This window comes from Bacillus sp. ME78 (assembly GCF_903970865.1).
In the GTDB taxonomy this organism is placed as follows: Bacteria; Bacillota; Bacilli; order Bacillales; family Bacillaceae_G; genus Bacillus_A; species Bacillus_A cereus.
The window spans coordinates 1-16,201 of the sequence record NZ_CAJCKK010000023.1; the positions used below are offsets into that span (position 1 = coordinate 1).

Consider the following 16,201-nt stretch of genomic DNA (forward strand, 5'->3'; position numbering starts at 1 on the left):
GTAAGAAAATGTTTCTCCTGGTCTAATGACGATACCATTTAGTTTTTTAACAGCAATTTTCAAATTAACAACCTTATTCTGTTGATACCACATATCTACATCTTTGAGCTTACGAAGTAATATCGTTCGGTGCTGAATTGCTGTACAAGGTAGCTTTTCTTGTTGGAGCCTTTTTGCATATGTTTTTCCGTCTACTAACCACTGAATGTACCTCTTTGTAGAGTAATACCACTTCCCTAGCATAATACGATACTTAGACCGCTGTTTAGGACGTAAGTGCACTATATTCATTTTATTCCCTCTCTCTTTCTTCAACTAAATTCTAATATATCTCTAATTCAATAAATTACAATTTTCTTAGCTGCATAATAATTTTCGTAAATAAAGTGAAACTTTAATCAGCCCTCACCAATCGGGCTTTTACAGGCAGCCCGACCCCCACCTAACTTCTTTGCTTTCGCTTAATTTTGAGGTGGGGGTCTTACTGTCCGGCAAATAGCGGGATAAATAAGACGCAAAAAAAAATAATAAATTTACTCTAGTGGAGATTTTATTTTGTTGATTGCTTTATAATTATATAAAACTGCGCTTCAATACGATAAATTGAAATAAACACATTATAAATATAACGAATAATATTAAATAAAAAATAACGAAAATTAAAGAAATTCTAAAGTATTAATATATTTTTCGTAAATATTAATTGATAATACATTAGACTTTACTATATGTATAAATTCTCTATTCTACAAAACGAAATTTTTTAATGTAAGAAAAAATATAATTCCCCTTTCACATTTATACAAGTCTCATCTGGAAAACTTTCCAAAACAATCCGAACCCTTATATTTAGAATAAACACCAAAAATTGCCACCAGTTAGCTTAACTGGTTGGCAATTTTTTAACGAGAATGCTTTACAAATAGTTGAATTGCTTCTTCTGGTACATAGCACTTTCCATTACTCTCTACAATAATACTTCCTAATTCATACCCTTTACCATTGATACGAATTATATTTTTGTTACCAAATAATTGTGCTTCTACTTTATTATGTTTTACTACGAGTAACGGGTTTGCTCCTTCGGTTTTGTCGGCTGTTACAGTTGCACCGATTTTCTTAAAGGCTTGTTCACTCTCTAAAAATATTTTATTCGTTACTTCTTCTAAGTTAAAGCCCATCGCTTTCGCCATCGTCTTCGCAATGTCTGTATTTTGGATTAAGCCTTCTGGTTTTTGAGGTCCATAAGAATGTAAAAATACATCCTCACCTGTATGTCCTCCTGTCGTAAAGCCGATATTTGCACGATTAGCCAATAATGTAGTAAGAATTCGTCCTACATCCATTTTCTTTTTTGCCGCTTTTAATTTTTCTTTTTCATCATGAGTTAGATTATCCAAACCGTATAGTTTAGCTACATCTTCTACATTTGATAAATCAGATTTCAGTTTATTTATAGTTCCTTCAAGTGTCATTTTCGCCTTTTTCAATGAATCAATGTATGCAGAAACCGGTGTAGTATTGTATCCTTTTGTCGTATTTCTATTCCCTATAGAGATACCGCTGTTACCATGATCAGTTAAAGCTATGAGCATCGTATCCCCATCTTTCTTTGCAAATTGTAACGCCTTTGCTACCGCTTCATCAAATGCCAATACATCACTAATCATCCCAATTGGATCATTAGCATGAGCTGCCCAATCAGGCTTACTACCTTCTACGAATAAAAAGAAACCATCTTTGTCTTTTGATAATGTTTGAATTGCTTTTTCTGTCATTTGAGAAAGTGTTGGTTGTTCTGGATTTGTTGCTATACGATCTATATCAAACGCAAGAGCATGATTTGAGAAAGAGCCCCAAATTTTATTAGATTTGGAGTTCAATAACGCATCTTTCGTTTCAACAAAATCGTATCCTTTGTCTTGAATCACCTTTACTAAATTTTCACCATCTTTTCGGATTCCATTACTTTTCATAGGTAGCAGCGCCGCTTTTCCCCCGCCTAATACGACATCTATATTTTGATATACTTGCTGCTTCGCAATTACATCAAATTGCTTGCGATTGACATGGTGAGCCGAGAATCCCGCCGGAGTAGCATGCTGAATTTCAGATGTAGCAACAATTCCAGTTGCACGGCCAGTACGTTTTGCACCTTCCAATACGTTTGCGACCGGCCGTAACTTGTCCTCTTCTTTTATTGGCTTTAAGTTAGGTGAATTTACAATAGAAGGTAGTACGCCTACATATCCTGAATTCGATTTATTTCCAGTTGCTAATGCTGTTGCTGCTGGCGCTGAGTCTGTAATAGCTGATTCCGCCGAAAACGTACGAACACCTCCTGTTACAATTTGATCTAACGTAAGCGGTGCCCCTTTATACCAGCGAGCCAATGTTGTCGCCGTTGAACTCGTTCCGTCCATAACCATCATAATTATATTTTTAGGCTGGCGTTCTACTTTTTTCGTCTCAGCTTTTATCTCACTATCTTTCATTATTATTCCTGTCCCTAACATACTTAAGGTTATCATGAGTCCTATTATCTTTTTACTACAATTCGACATAGCTGTCCCTCCATAGACTATTTCATCTTTGTATGTATACAAGACGGTAATCTCCCGCTGTATTTATGTAAGTTTATAATAGTAATCCCCTATTATCACGAAGCTAACAACAACTTGTTTCCTAAAAAATAAAAAAAACGATTATCCTGTACTTGAAAGGATAATCGTTTTTTTTATTTTTATTTAATTGTAGTAATTGGAGAAACTTAAAAAATATAATCCCATAATTATTTTCTATAAAACAATTCGTTTCTCAGTTTCTAAGTCGAAATAATGAACTTTGTCCATGTTCAAAACTAAATCTATATTTGATTGACTTTTCACGTCTAAAGAAGTATCCACACGTGCAATAAAGGATTGTCCATTTAGGCTAGAATATAGATATGTTTCCGCCCCCATTAATTCTGCTACATCAATACATACCGTTACTTTTGCGTTATATGATAACGCCTCGATTGCTTTTCCATAATAAAAGTCTTCTGGACGTATCCCTATTATGATTTCTTTATTCGTATAGCCCTTATTTCGCAAGCCCTTCATTTTCTCTTCTGGCACTTCAATTTCCCACTTATTAACCATAAGCGCGTTATCTGTTAATAATCCTTTAAAAAAATTCATTCCAGGAGAGCCAATGAATCCTCCAACAAATACATTCTCAGGATTTTCATACACTTCTTTCGGTGTACCGACTTGTTGTACAATCCCATCTTTTAACACAACAAGGCGGGTTGCCATCGTCATAGCTTCTATTTGATCATGCGTAACATACACAGTTGTTGTTTGCAGTTGCTTGTGTAATTTTGTAATCTCAGCACGCATTTGAACACGCAACTTCGCATCTAAGTTTGATAAAGGCTCGTCCATTAAAAATACCTTCGCATTTCGAACAATCGCCCTGCCTAAAGCGACACGTTGGCGTTGTCCACCTGAAAGTGCTTTTGGCTTTCTACTTAAATACTGATCAAGCCCAAGAATTTTCGCTGCATGTTGCACACGCTGGTCAATTTCTTCTTTACTATACTTTCGTAGTTTTAACCCAAATGCCATGTTTTCATAAACACTCATATGTGGATAAAGCGCGTAGTTTTGAAATACCATTGCAATGTCTCTATCTTTCGATGTAACATCATTTACACGCTTTCCATCAATATAAAAATCGCCCTCTGAAATCTCTTCAAGTCCTGCAATCATACGTAATGTTGTAGATTTCCCACAACCTGAAGGACCAACCAAAACGATAAATTCGCCATCATTTACTTCTAAGTTGAAATCTTTTACAATTGTCACATCATGATCATATTTTTTGTAAATGTTTTTGAATGATAGTTGAGCCATAATATCCTCCTAGAAATTGAGCTATTTTTATAAGTACTCTTATTGAGAAAATTCGGTGTACAGTTGTTTTATAAAACCTTCAAAATATCCTTCATACTGTCTAAAATATAATCAGCTTTTCCTTCTAAATCTTCCTTCTTACTCGCACCGGATAAGACGCCCACTACTTTAATATTACTATTTCTCGCAAATGTAACGTCTGTTAATGTATCACCTACCATAAGTACATCTTCCTCAGCTAATGAGAATTGTTCTTTAAACATATGATAAAAATCACTTTCAGGTTTTGTTCTATTCACACCATCATCTGCACCTAAAAAATCTACATAATCATATAACCCGGTCATTTTTAGAGAATGAATCGCAGCATCAACATCGTCTGCCGTAACAACGCCAATAATATATTCATTTTCTTTTAAATATCGTAACGTTTCCTTTGCGCCTTCCACTTCTGTAAATATAAGATCATCTGCAGTGGAGTACTTTTTGAATAAAAGACATACGTCATGAATGAAATTCTTTTTATCCACATGTTGATTCTCTAACAACGAATACCATGCAGCCGCAATAAAGTAATTTGTGCGACAAGCTAGTAAACTCGTACTCTCAAAATCATTATCATTCATACCTATAATTGATAAGTAATCATCTCGTTTACTTGTTTCATTTGGATACGTTTGAAATATATCATCTAACACACGATGTACAATTTTGTACCAAACGGAATCTAACTGTATTAATGTTCCATCTTTATCAAAAATAATTGCTTTATTCACCTTTCATTCCCCCTATAACTTCATCCCATGTTTTTACATTTTTATACTGTACTTTATTATGAATAGGATTAATAAACGCTACTAATTCATCCTCTTCCCATCCTTCAATTCTAGCGTACGCCCCTTCATTTAAAGAGAATGCAAAGGTTACGTCGCTTCCAGATTTTTGTTCTATCATTTGCCCATTTATTATTAGTCTCCAATCACACGGTTTGTCAGTAGCAATGCTGTAAATAATATTTCCCTTAGCCTCATCACCGACATATATCGCTTCCCCTTCATTTTGAATATCTATCACTAGTTTTCTAAAACGTGAGAAATAAATTCGTCCCTTTTTGATTGCAGATTTTAAGTTTTTCATAGATAAACCATTACATAATACATATGTTCCTGGATCACCGTAAATGGATGGGTCTTTTGATCCTGGGAATGTTTTAGACGGATGTAAATGCGAATCACTTCCTCCTATCCCCCAAATTTTAAGACCATTTGCCCACATTTGATCGAAACAACGTAAAGCTTCTAAAGTGGATGATTTACTTTTTTTATAAGTTGGGTCACACATAATTTCCATCGTATGAACATGTTCTAAATCGATATTCACTTGGTTCGCCCAAGGCTTCATAAATGGGTGATTCACGCTCAATAAATAGCCTTTTTCCTTTATCAATGAGAAAAATACGTTCATTTTTTCAGCGCTAAATGATTCATCTACATACTTTGTAAAGTCAACGTATTCCTTTATCCCGAATATATTGTAATGACCGTACGGAGTTGTAAGTTCCATAGATGGTATAATTAATGTGCTTCCTTTTTCATACGATGGCATTACGATATTGTGCTCCGTTGCATATAAAAAATCTAATTCTTGTTTTTCGCATACTTTCATTCCAAGTTCATCATCTATCTCGCCATCAGTTAAATCTGTGTGCTCATGAAATTCTCCTTTATACCAGCGATGTTCTTCATTTATTACCTTATTAAAACGGTCATCATCGATAAAAACATTTTCCTTACAAAAGTGCTCTCTATTATACTTTCGTTCCAACTGATTGTTCACTACTATATTTACTGTGTATTCAACTTTTGCCCCAGTAAATTTCACTACTTTCTTTGCACAATGAGGGATATATATGATTTCCAATTCCCAATTACCTGACTGTATTTCTCCTCCACTACACCCTGCGGAACAAAACTTTACATCTTTCGAAACAACTAGTTTTTCATTTGCAACTGGCGTTTGATATTGCATACGTACATAACCGCTAGGATCTCTTACGATTAATAAAAGCGGGATTTTCCGGCTATCCCCTTGATTAATCGTTAATGTGAAATTTTTAATATCAGTTTCATCCATTTGGAAACAATGTTTATTTATTACGAATGGAGAAAGTGTTATCGTACTTGTTATTTCGATCATCGTTCTCACACCTTTTTCCGTTTTAATGAAGGTCATTTAGAGGCACTTCCTGCGTTCAAAAGCACCTCATGTAATATTACTTCTTCTTTTTCAAAACTTTATCTAACTCTTCTTGTGCAACTTTAGCTGCTTCATCTAATGCTTTTTTCGCTGGAATTCCTTCAATCTCTACTTTATCTTTCGCTACATTTAAGGCATCATTGATTTTCCCGCCCGTTGGATCAACAAATGGTCCCACTCCATAATTGTTAGCTTGCTCTAATGGAACTAATGCTTGTGGTTGTTTTTGGACAAATTCAGCATATGGGCCGTAATCTGTTACATTGTTACGAACAGGGATATATCCTGTAGCCATGGACCATTCAGCCGTTTTCTCCGTACTTGTCGCAAACTTCATAAAGTCATATGCGCCTTTTGCTACTTCTGGATCAATATTTCTCGTTAATGTGAATAAATATGTTTCTAGTTTTGGCGCTGGTTTATTATTACCCCAAGCAGGCTGAGGTAATGCTTCAAATGTGTTAAGACGTTCTTCTTCTGTCATTCCTTTTCCTAATGATTTAAAAACAAATCCTTGGTCACCAGATGATCCTGTAAATCCTAGCGTTCTACCTTCAACTAAATCAATTACTGTTTTATCCCAATATTCCCATCCAGTACCACCAGAATGTATTTTCATAATTTTATCTTCATGAAGCCATGTACGGAATTTCTCCCATACCGTAACCCAAGTGTCATCGTTAATTAATACTTTTGTACCATCTTCACTTAATACATTTCCGCCAGTACTGCGAACCGCATCAATTAAATTGGAAGTTCCCCACATTGGCATCCAGCCCGCATATGATACATTCCCATTTTCACCACGTTTTGCGACTGTTTTTGCTACTTTTTCTACACCTTCCCACGTCTTTAAATCATCTTTTGTAAAACCATTCTCCGCTAAAGCCTTTTTATTGTAATAAAAAATTTGTGTTGTACCGTAAAACGGAATTCCATACAACTTATCGTTAATTGTTGCTTGCTCCATAAACCCTTTCCCATAATCTTCTTTTTTGAAATTAGTATCATCTTTAACATATTCATCTATAGGTACGATTAACTGTTTTTTAACATATTCTTGAACGACATCTGAGCCTAGTAATGCAATTGCTTCTTGATTATTTGCTGCAAATCCACTTTGTAATTTTTGATAAGACTCATCATAGCTACCAGCTTTTGTCGTTTTCACTACATATTTGTCCTGGCTTTTATTATATTCTTCTACAATCTTATCTACATGCTCTGCAAGAGAACCTCCTACTCCATTAATGAATGGAACAACAACCTTCTCTCCTTCTTTACTCGCTTTAACCGTACTTCCTTTTCCGCCTGAACATCCCGCAAGTGCGCTTACAAACAATGTTATAACTGTTAGAAGCATGAATAGTTTTTTCATCCCACAGATCCCCTTTACTATTTAATTACCCCTTTATTCCTGAATCAGTAACACCAGATAAAAACCATTTTTGTAGAATTAAAAATACGATTAAGAGTGGCACTGTTGCGATTGTACTTGCAACCATAATATGTGACCAATCTCTTCCTAAGGAACTATTAATGAAATAATCAGCAATTCCATTCGTAATTAACTTTTGCGTATTATCTTTCAAAATAAGAGCTGGCCAGACGTAATTATTATAATTACCAATAAACGTGACCAATCCTAGTGTTACAAATGATGATCGTGTCATTGGGAAAATAATCTTCCAAAGAATACGCAAATCACTTGCTCCATCAATTTTGGCTGCTTCGACTATTTCAAAACCAATTTTGTGGAACGATTGTTTTAAATAGAAAATACCGAATACGCTAACAGCCATAGAAATCATGTATCCAAAATGAGAATCAATCAGACCAAATTTCCCTAGCAATACATATACAGGAACATACGAAACAGCTCCAGGAATCATATACGTTGCCATTACAACACTAAATGTAATACTTTTACCTTTAAACTTGTAAAATGCCAACATATAAGCAAATAGTGCAGATGAAACAAGCACATATATTGTAATGAGGAAAGATGTATAAAAACTATTAAATAAATATGTGTTAAATGGTAGTATGTCTAATACTTGTCGATAATTTTCCCAATGAAATTCTTTAGGCCAAAAGCCTCCTTGTAATACTTCACTAGATGTTTTAAACGAGCCAAGTACCATCCATATGAACGGAAAAACAAATAGTATACTTGATAGAGCTAAAAAGAGATGCTTTACGATTAATGGACCTTTGTTCATATTATTCACCTTAATAGTTCACCCACTTATCACCTATTATTTTGTTTATAACAGATAGTAGAATTGTAATGATTAGTATGATAAATGCGATTGCAGTTGCAGATCCCATATCAAACTGTTCAAACCCTTGTTGGAAGAATAAATACAGTAACGTACGCGTCGAACCACTAGGTCCACCTTGTGTTAAAATTTTTATTTGATCGTAAGCCTGCACTGAAGAAATTGTATTAACGACAACTAGGAAGAAAGTTGTTGATGAAACCATTGGTAGTGTTACATATCTAAATTTCTGCCATGCATTTGCCCCATCAATACTAGCTACTTCATATAAACTATCCGGAACTTTTTCTAATGCACCGATATAGAAGATCATCGTCCACCCAACTAATTTCCAAACAGTCATTATAATGACTGCTAACATCGCTGTTTGACTACTCTGAAGCCAGTCCAAACCAGGTATCCCGAAAAAGTTTAGCACTTTATTAATAACTCCAAATTGAGGTTCATATAAGAGTGACCACACAATGGATACAGCTATTGTTGGCGTTACCCATGGTGAAAAAATCATTAATTGATACAATGCAGAACCTTTGAATTTCTTTCGGAAAAATAATGCGAACCCTAAGCCTAATGCAATCGTCGGAATGACTGTTCCAATTCCGAAATAAAACGTATTGAGCAATGCTTGCATAAAAGAATCTTGTGTAAATAAATTGAAATAGTTTTCTAAACCAACAAAGTTAAAATCATTCGTCATAAAATCCCAATCAGTAAAACTAATACCTAAACTAATGAAATTCGGAATAATCCAAAACAAGATTAGAGGTATTCCAACTGGTATTAAAAAGAACACAGCTTTTGATAGTTTTATTTGCATTCTTGCCACCCCCTAATTCATATTGTACGAGTTCATTATTAACACAATGTTGTTAATTTGTTAACTAATTGTAAAAACAACAAATTAACAAAACAAAACAACATATAAACAAAAAAAGAAGGCTATTTCTCAACTTACTAAGAAATAGCCTTCTTTTTGTTTTTCTATACTGTTATTACTTCTACTCCATTACTTGTTAACACACTTTCCCACGCTTCATCAAGCTTTGCATTCGTATATAATGCATCTATATCACTAAAACTCCCGCTTTTATAAAACTTTGTTAAATTAAACTTTGATTCATCAGCCATCATTACAACTTGTTTTGCATTGTTTTTTAACTGCTTATATATTTGGGCATCTTCAATATACGAACATGTTAGTTCTTTTTCTAATGAAATGCCATCACACGAAGCAAATAACTTATTAACAGTGAAATGATCAAGATAGTTTAACGTCATTTCTCCAGACAATGCTAAGGAATTTGTATTCAATATCCCCCCTATGACTATTAACCTGCAATCAAAGGAATCATACTGTTCTTTCAGCTCAATAATTTTATTCACAGCCGGTATTGAGTTGGTTAAAATCGTCAAATTCTTTCTATCGTATATGTAATCTAAAATTTGCATTGTAGTTGTCCCAATTTCAATTGCGATAATATCATTATCTTCTACGAGTTTACTTGCTTCCATTGCAATTTTTCGTTTTTCTTCAATATTCTCAGATCGACGTTTATCAAAATGAAATTCTAGTGATTGATCTTTTTTCTTAATTGCCCCACCATGTATTTTCGTAAGCTGCCCTTCTTTGTGCAACATATCTAAATCTCTTCGTATCGTTTCTGTTGTAACATTTAATACTTTCGCTAAATCATTTACCATCACTCGATTATACTTTTCCAACTCATCTAATATGTGTTTTCTTCGTTCAAACTGTGTGTACGATTTCATTTCATTAACACCTCGTCTAATTACGCAAAATATTGATTTTCTAAAAACTCTTAATATACAAAAGTCTTAATCATCACTTTTAACATAACATCATTTACAGAAATAAGGAACGATTATATTCATTTTAATTCGAAATTTATTTAACAATAAAAACATGATTATAATAAACAAAAATTTATTGTTAAACAATAAATTTCATGTTAAATTAATAAGATATTAAATAAATGAGGTGCTTTTTATGAAACAAGGATCCACACTCTTTTTAAAGACCGTTGTGATTCTGATCGGAATCCCCGTTCTTGCTATGTGCATTTTTTTAGTCCCTAAAATAGGAAATTTCGCCGCAGAATTATATCCAGATATTTCATATATTAAATATCTTGTATTTATCAATTTATACGCAACAGCAATACCTTATTACTTCGCACTGTACCAAACATTTAAGCTTTTAAACTATATTGATAAAAACAACGCATTCTCAGAGTTATCTGTTCAAGCTTTAAAAAATATTAAGTACAGCGCATTGGCAATTAGTGTATTATATGTATTAGGTATGCCACTTTTCTATCTCGTGGCAGAGAGAGATGATGCCCCTGGCATTATTATTATCGGAATGATTATGATTTTTGCTTCAATGGTAATCGCGGTCTTTGCTGCCGTTCTCCAAAGACTATTAAAAGATGCTATAGATATAAAATCAGAAAATGATTTAACGGTCTGAGGTGAATAATATGGCAATTATTATTAATATTGATGTAATGTTAGCAAAAAGAAAAATGAGTGTAACAGAACTTTCGGAGAAGGTTGGAATTACAATGGCTAACCTTTCTATCTTGAAAAATGGAAAAGCAAAAGCAGTCCGTTTTTCAACTTTAGAAGCAATATGTAAAGCATTAGAATGCCAACCGGGGGATATTTTAGAATATCAACCTGAAGATACCGAATAAAAAGAGTCCTTCATACGAGTAATGGGTTCAGTTTAGGAAGAGAAAAATGCTAATAAACATTAGAAATAACAAACTAAAACGCTCAGAAAATATTCTGAGCGTTTTTTATTTCCTTCTTCAACTAAAGCACCAGTTAGTGTAAAAAGCTATTTCACCATTTGTATGGCTAACTTATCTTTTAACATTGACCTATATGAGTCAATTTCATATTTTGTATTATTGATTGTTTCTTTTTTCATTTTTAACATATCGAATATTTCTAATTCTAAATTCCTTCTAGCTTCAAGAACTTTTAACGCTCCTTCTACACCTGAATGGTGATGTTCTTTCCCATAGCCTTGGTTAGTGTAATAGTCGATAATTCCTGTGGACCATTCTGGAGTTCTTTCTTTTAACGCCTTCCTAAATGAAAATTCAAGATTATCTTGTTCTACATACAATAACATTGGGTTTAAATTCTCTATGATTTTTGCAACTTTCATTACATAATTTATTATTTTTTCTTTTTGTTCACCATATTTAATCATCCCAATAGTTAATGGATTTTGTATGAAACAACATTCAAAGATATAAACCTTATTGTCTTCTAGAGCGATTTCAGCAAAGTCATTCCATTTGTCAGCAATTAATTCAACATTTTTATCGAATGGTAATTCGTATATATCATTTTTTAAAATAATGTTAAATAATTCGTCCGAAAACTGGTCACCAAACTCATTTTTCATCTTTCTGTATGGTAATAAATAATTGCTTCCTTTTTTTAGTACTTTCTTAAGGAGCACTTCTTTAAAATCTCCACTGTTAGATAATAATCTATTGAACTCAAATTTATTAAAACAAGATACACCATCATAGTCGGCTGGGTGGTTCAAATTTCCCTCTAAAAATAGTTCAACTTCAATTTTATTTTGGCTTAGAATTTCATTTATTAGCTTTGCAGTGGTTGATTTTCCAAATCCAGGTAACCCTTCTACTATTATTAGTTTTGTATTCATAGTTATAAACCCCTATCTTCAAAGTATTTAACCAAGATTAAAAAAATCACTTAATCCACTACAATCACCCCTTCAAAATATGATATTTACCATTTCCTTTGAAAAAACCTTCTTAAAGTAATCTGAACGCTAGTTTAAGAACATTTTTTCACAATCTCTATAATTATTTTAACATAAATTTTCCATTTATCTTATTATTTAGAACGCTATTTAACTATATAAAAGCGCTTAAACACTGAAATAACAATAAAAAAAGGGATGCTAAATCATAAGTGATTTACATCCCTAATTTGTATGTTATTTTATATTTTCACTCCCGTAACTATACCCGTTATCATACGAAAAGGACTCTTTTTATTTCACATTACGGCGCAAAACTAATTTGACCAGTAAACAATAGGATAATTGCTATGATCCAAAATATAAAAAATGATGAGGACAGTATTAATGAAAGGATAGCAATCCCCTTCTTCTCTGTTTTTTTCGTCATTGTGATTATTGAAAGCATGATACCTACACCTGTCAGGGCAATTGTAATATAATCTCCAACTATATTACCTGCATTCGCTATCCTTGTTGGCGTTATAAAAACGAATAGAAAACACAAAATGCCGATGAGTAAAGATATATAGCTTATTATACTGTACTTCTTTTTAGGAACTATTTCTGTTTTCATACTAATCCCACCCCTTCTATATAGCTATGAGTTTATATTAGCATGAATAACCATAATTTGGTTACAATAAAAAAACAGATACAGTGGAAACTTCCACTGTATCTGTTTTTTTATTTAATAAATAACCCTGCTATTTCTTCTTTTTCATTATAAGTTATAATAAATGTCCGTTGTTCTTTACTATATTTCGCTACAAGAATAACTGTATATAAACCATTTTTTTCTTCAATCGATTGTTTTTCAATTTTTTCGAACGTACCAGCTTTCTCAATTACAGGTGTAAGATCTTTCATTTTTTCTTCTGGTAATTCAGCTTTCATTTTACTATCAAATTTTTCATGCACTTCTTTATACTTTGCCTCATTTAATAATGATACAATTTCTTCCGCCTTCGGAATAAATTTTTTTGACGTACTTTCATCTACTTTATTACCGGTACAAGCTGCGAGCGCGAACGCCGCGATAGCACTTATAATAATAAGTAACATTCTTCTCATTTTAATACACCCCTTCTTTTTAATATGAAACTATGGCTAAAAACAAGTACAGCAGAAATTGCGATTGAAACTTCTACAGCAATGATCCCATTTGTTCCTGGTACATATAGTGGTATAATACCTGCTAATGTATTTACAGCTCCATGAATGAGTATAGCGAAAACAACATAACGAAATTTCTTTTGGACTACAGCTTGCAATACAATGAAAGAAAGCCCAATATGCAATACCATCGCAAAGATACGCTCAATACCGCCGAAATAATAACTATCACCATTTTGGATGACTGTTTGTGACAATAATAAGGATATTACCGGGATACCAACTATCAATACTGCCTCAATACCACCATGCCCTGCTCCAAATAAAAAACCAGATTGCCAATCTCGTTGTTTCATAAAATAGCGCATTGCGATAAAACGAGCTATCTCTTCAAAAATACCTGCTGATAAACTAAGCAAAAGTACAAATAGTACAGGCTGCGTAGCAGAAAACATTTGAAAATCTGTGCTAGTTCCATTTAAATAATTCAGTATTGGTATGCGAATTAATATTTGTGATACAACAAAAGCCAATACACCTAACATATATGGAAAATAGCGTTTCTTCCAAAAAGCATATAAAAGTGCTACAAGCGGTAAACCAAAGCTAATCATTGTTGTAAAAATAAGACCATTCATCTCGCTTCACCTCTTACTTGAAGTGTATAAAAATAAGTGAAGGAAGTATGTAGTTATTTCTTATTCGGTTTCATTTTCATCATAGATGGTCATTTTATCTCTTTTAATATGAATGTTTGGGTGAAATAAGGACTTACATAAGTTGTTTCTAATGTCGCGTTATTTGTTTTGTTCATGATTCTTTTTAACGAGAATAACCCGTATCCTCTCGCCCCTTCTTTACTGGAATGGTTTTTCTCATAAATTTTTTGCAAATTAATCACTTCACTCTTTGAACTATTACGTACAATAAAATACTGCCCTGAATCCATTTCAAAGAATGCGATTTGCAATATCTTTTCCTCGCTATGTACTGCTTCTTCAATTGCATTGTCTATTAAAACCGAGATGATGCGAATAAATGAAATGATCGTCATCGAAATACTTTCAATTTTCTCCGGTATATCAAGCATTACTTTTAGGTTTTGTTGCTGGGCAGTGCCAACTTTCGCTCTTAATACACTTCTCACTTCAGGAATATGTATGCGAGATAATTTTGCAATATCAAGTTCATGATCATTTATTGTTTTTAATGTAGGAGCTATAACATCATAATACACTTGCTCAATTTCCTTCACATTTTTTGTACGTATTCCCTCTTCTAACGATAGTAATACATTCATATAATCATGACGGAAACTAGCAAGCTCATCATGCATATCCTCTAATTTCTCCACATAATCTAATAATTCCTTATCTAAACGTTTTTCATGCTCTTCTCGTAATTTTTCTTTCGATAGGTGTGAGCTTATTAGTACAATGATTATTAATAATAAAAATACAATAATCGCTGAAATATAACTTACTTCACTGTATTGTTGATTTAATTGCGCTAAAAACTCAGTAGATGGCCTAGTTAAAATTAGTTCAATAACGAATCCGATAATTAATAATATATAAGTTACATAGTATAGCGGACTACCTACTATATATTGAGCAATTTTTCGTATTCTTTTACGAGCTACTAAAATACCGATAAAAGTAAGGATTGATACAATAAGATGAATCATGCTACCTGTCCATAAATATAAATTGAATGGCGTTAACATAAAGATTTTCATTCCTAAATCGAAAAGCAACATTTTCACTAACGTTATTATCACCATACTAACTAGTGCAAAATATAAATTATGCTTAAGTTTCAATTCATTTTGCATTAACCCTAAACTTATTAGAAATAACACAATGGTACTATTCAACTCTGGGTATCTTGTTACTGTTACGACAATAGCAAGTAGAATAATGAATACCGTACTTAAAGCTATTAACATTCTAACTGACAATCTGTTGTACCGGATTAATTGAATGTATAAAAATGTATGGCTCATACTAGTAAGCAATATTGCAAATAAATCATAAATATACATTACATCTCACCCTTTAACATATTACGTACTTTACTCACTAAACGACGTGATACTGGAATACGCTTCCCGCTTTTTAAAACTATCATTTTTTGCTTCACATCGTAAGAAGACATTTGCTTCGTATTCACGATATATGATTGATGACAACGAAATAAACGTTCATCTATTAATTCAATTTCCTTTAAAGTCCCGTAAAAATAAACGATTCGATCTAACGTCACTAATGCTAGACGATGCGGTTCATCGGTCATAACATATTCAACTTCTTGAAATGGAACTCGCACAGTCGCATTACTATTTTCAACGATAAAATCATCGGATGGAATGAACTGCTTATTACGTGCTTCATATTGAAGTAAACATTGTTCCAAAACCATATATCGCTCTTCGTATGGTAACCCTTTATCAATAAAAGTTAAAGCTGATACCATATATTGATATGAAATAGGTGCAAATTCAGAATGTGTCGTTACAAACACAATAATCCCTTGCGTATCATACTTTCGTATTTCTTGCGCCACTTGTAAACCTTTACGCTCTTCTCTTTTTATCTCTATATCTAAAAAATAAATTGGTACATATGTTACCTTTGAAATGTTATTAATTATGTTTTCACTTTTACTAGTTACTTCGATAAAATCAAAAGGCAATATGTACTTCTCACAAATCTCCTCAACTAGTTGTTTCATTTGCTGCGCTTGTATGACATCATCTTCTAAAATGAAAATACTCATGTTATCACTCGCTTTATTGAAATCTTTTCATCTATAGATTTATCTATAACTATATAATT

At 32.9% G+C, this 16,201-nt stretch carries 16 protein-coding genes and 1 pseudogene; 2 read left to right on the forward strand and 15 right to left on the reverse strand.

Annotation, left to right across the window (positions count from 1 at the left end):
- From H6481_RS20950 to H6481_RS20990, 9 genes and pseudogenes are all read right to left on the reverse strand, one after another.
- Nucleotides 1-291: pseudogene (locus H6481_RS20950) on the reverse strand (VanW family protein); the annotation flags it as partial.
- Nucleotides 292-902: 611 nt separating this feature from the next.
- On the reverse strand, nt 903-2,531 hold the full coding sequence (locus tag H6481_RS20955; RefSeq protein WP_259347388.1) for an alkaline phosphatase: 1,629 nt from the start codon (nt 2,529-2,531) through the stop codon (nt 903-905).
- A 267-nt stretch (nt 2,532-2,798) separates the two neighbouring features.
- Nucleotides 2,799-3,899 carry a sn-glycerol-3-phosphate ABC transporter ATP-binding protein UgpC gene (ugpC, locus tag H6481_RS20960; RefSeq protein ID WP_182813098.1) on the reverse strand — a complete coding sequence of 367 codons (1,101 nt, stop codon included), beginning with the start codon at nt 3,897-3,899 and terminating at the stop codon, nt 2,799-2,801.
- 68 nt (nt 3,900-3,967) lie between these two features.
- Nucleotides 3,968-4,675 (reverse strand): HAD family hydrolase, encoded by a 708-nt coding sequence (locus H6481_RS20965; protein WP_182813100.1) that lies wholly within the window; start codon nt 4,673-4,675, stop codon nt 3,968-3,970.
- Nucleotides 4,668-6,095 carry a CehA/McbA family metallohydrolase gene (locus tag H6481_RS20970; protein ID WP_182813151.1) on the reverse strand — a complete coding sequence of 476 codons (1,428 nt, stop codon included), beginning with the start codon at nt 6,093-6,095 and terminating at the stop codon, nt 4,668-4,670. Before H6481_RS20970 ends, H6481_RS20965 begins: the two co-directional genes overlap by 8 nt.
- Nucleotides 6,096-6,171: 76 nt before the next feature.
- A complete protein-coding gene (locus tag H6481_RS20975) occupies nt 6,172-7,533 on the reverse strand; it encodes an extracellular solute-binding protein (RefSeq protein ID WP_182813102.1) in 1,362 nt (453 codons plus the stop codon).
- Between the two features lie 25 nt (nt 7,534-7,558).
- Nucleotides 7,559-8,377, reverse strand: coding sequence for a carbohydrate ABC transporter permease (locus tag H6481_RS20980; protein WP_182813104.1), 819 nt, complete (start codon nt 8,375-8,377; stop codon nt 7,559-7,561).
- A gap of 10 nt (nt 8,378-8,387) precedes the next feature.
- Nucleotides 8,388-9,254, reverse strand: a complete 867-nt coding sequence (locus H6481_RS20985; protein WP_182813106.1) for a sugar ABC transporter permease — start codon at nt 9,252-9,254, stop codon at nt 8,388-8,390.
- Between the two features lie 164 nt (nt 9,255-9,418).
- Nucleotides 9,419-10,207, reverse strand: coding sequence for a DeoR/GlpR family DNA-binding transcription regulator (locus H6481_RS20990; protein ID WP_000844587.1), 789 nt, complete (start codon nt 10,205-10,207; stop codon nt 9,419-9,421).
- Nucleotides 10,208-10,445: 238 nt separating this feature from the next.
- Here H6481_RS20990 and H6481_RS20995 point away from each other — a divergent pair, with 238 nt between their 5' ends.
- Together H6481_RS20995 and H6481_RS21000 are read left to right on the forward strand one after the other, a co-directional pair.
- The gene (locus H6481_RS20995) at nt 10,446-10,928 is read left to right on the forward strand and encodes a DUF2975 domain-containing protein (RefSeq protein ID WP_000809125.1); all 483 of its coding nucleotides are present in this window, start codon (nt 10,446-10,448) and stop codon (nt 10,926-10,928) included.
- A gap of 10 nt (nt 10,929-10,938) precedes the next feature.
- Nucleotides 10,939-11,154, forward strand: coding sequence for a helix-turn-helix transcriptional regulator (locus H6481_RS21000; protein ID WP_000974619.1), 216 nt, complete (start codon nt 10,939-10,941; stop codon nt 11,152-11,154).
- Nucleotides 11,155-11,300: 146 nt separating this feature from the next.
- Here H6481_RS21000 and H6481_RS21005 read toward each other — a convergent pair whose 3' ends face one another.
- The 6 genes from H6481_RS21005 to H6481_RS21030 all read right to left on the reverse strand — a co-directional run bounded on the left by H6481_RS21005 (nt 11,301) and on the right by H6481_RS21030 (nt 16,142).
- Complete coding sequence (locus tag H6481_RS21005) at nt 11,301-12,149, reverse strand: hypothetical protein (RefSeq protein ID WP_182813108.1); 849 nt, start codon at nt 12,147-12,149, stop codon at nt 11,301-11,303.
- 364 nt (nt 12,150-12,513) lie between these two features.
- Complete coding sequence (locus H6481_RS21010) at nt 12,514-12,825, reverse strand: hypothetical protein (RefSeq protein WP_000845548.1); 312 nt, start codon at nt 12,823-12,825, stop codon at nt 12,514-12,516.
- A 110-nt stretch (nt 12,826-12,935) separates the two neighbouring features.
- The gene (locus H6481_RS21015; protein ID WP_029442652.1) at nt 12,936-13,322 is read right to left on the reverse strand and encodes a DUF3887 domain-containing protein; all 387 of its coding nucleotides are present in this window, start codon (nt 13,320-13,322) and stop codon (nt 12,936-12,938) included.
- Nucleotides 13,319-14,002 carry a YhfC family glutamic-type intramembrane protease gene (locus tag H6481_RS21020; protein WP_089171321.1) on the reverse strand — a complete coding sequence of 228 codons (684 nt, stop codon included), beginning with the start codon at nt 14,000-14,002 and terminating at the stop codon, nt 13,319-13,321. The genes H6481_RS21015 and H6481_RS21020 overlap by 4 nt, the downstream gene beginning before the upstream one ends.
- An 89-nt stretch (nt 14,003-14,091) precedes the next feature.
- A complete protein-coding gene (locus H6481_RS21025; RefSeq protein WP_182813110.1) occupies nt 14,092-15,408 on the reverse strand; it encodes a GHKL domain-containing protein in 1,317 nt (438 codons plus the stop codon).
- Nucleotides 15,408-16,142, reverse strand: a complete 735-nt coding sequence (locus H6481_RS21030; protein WP_071732027.1) for a response regulator transcription factor — start codon at nt 16,140-16,142, stop codon at nt 15,408-15,410. The genes H6481_RS21025 and H6481_RS21030 overlap by 1 nt, the downstream gene beginning before the upstream one ends.
- Nucleotides 16,143-16,201: the final 59 nt, after the last annotated feature.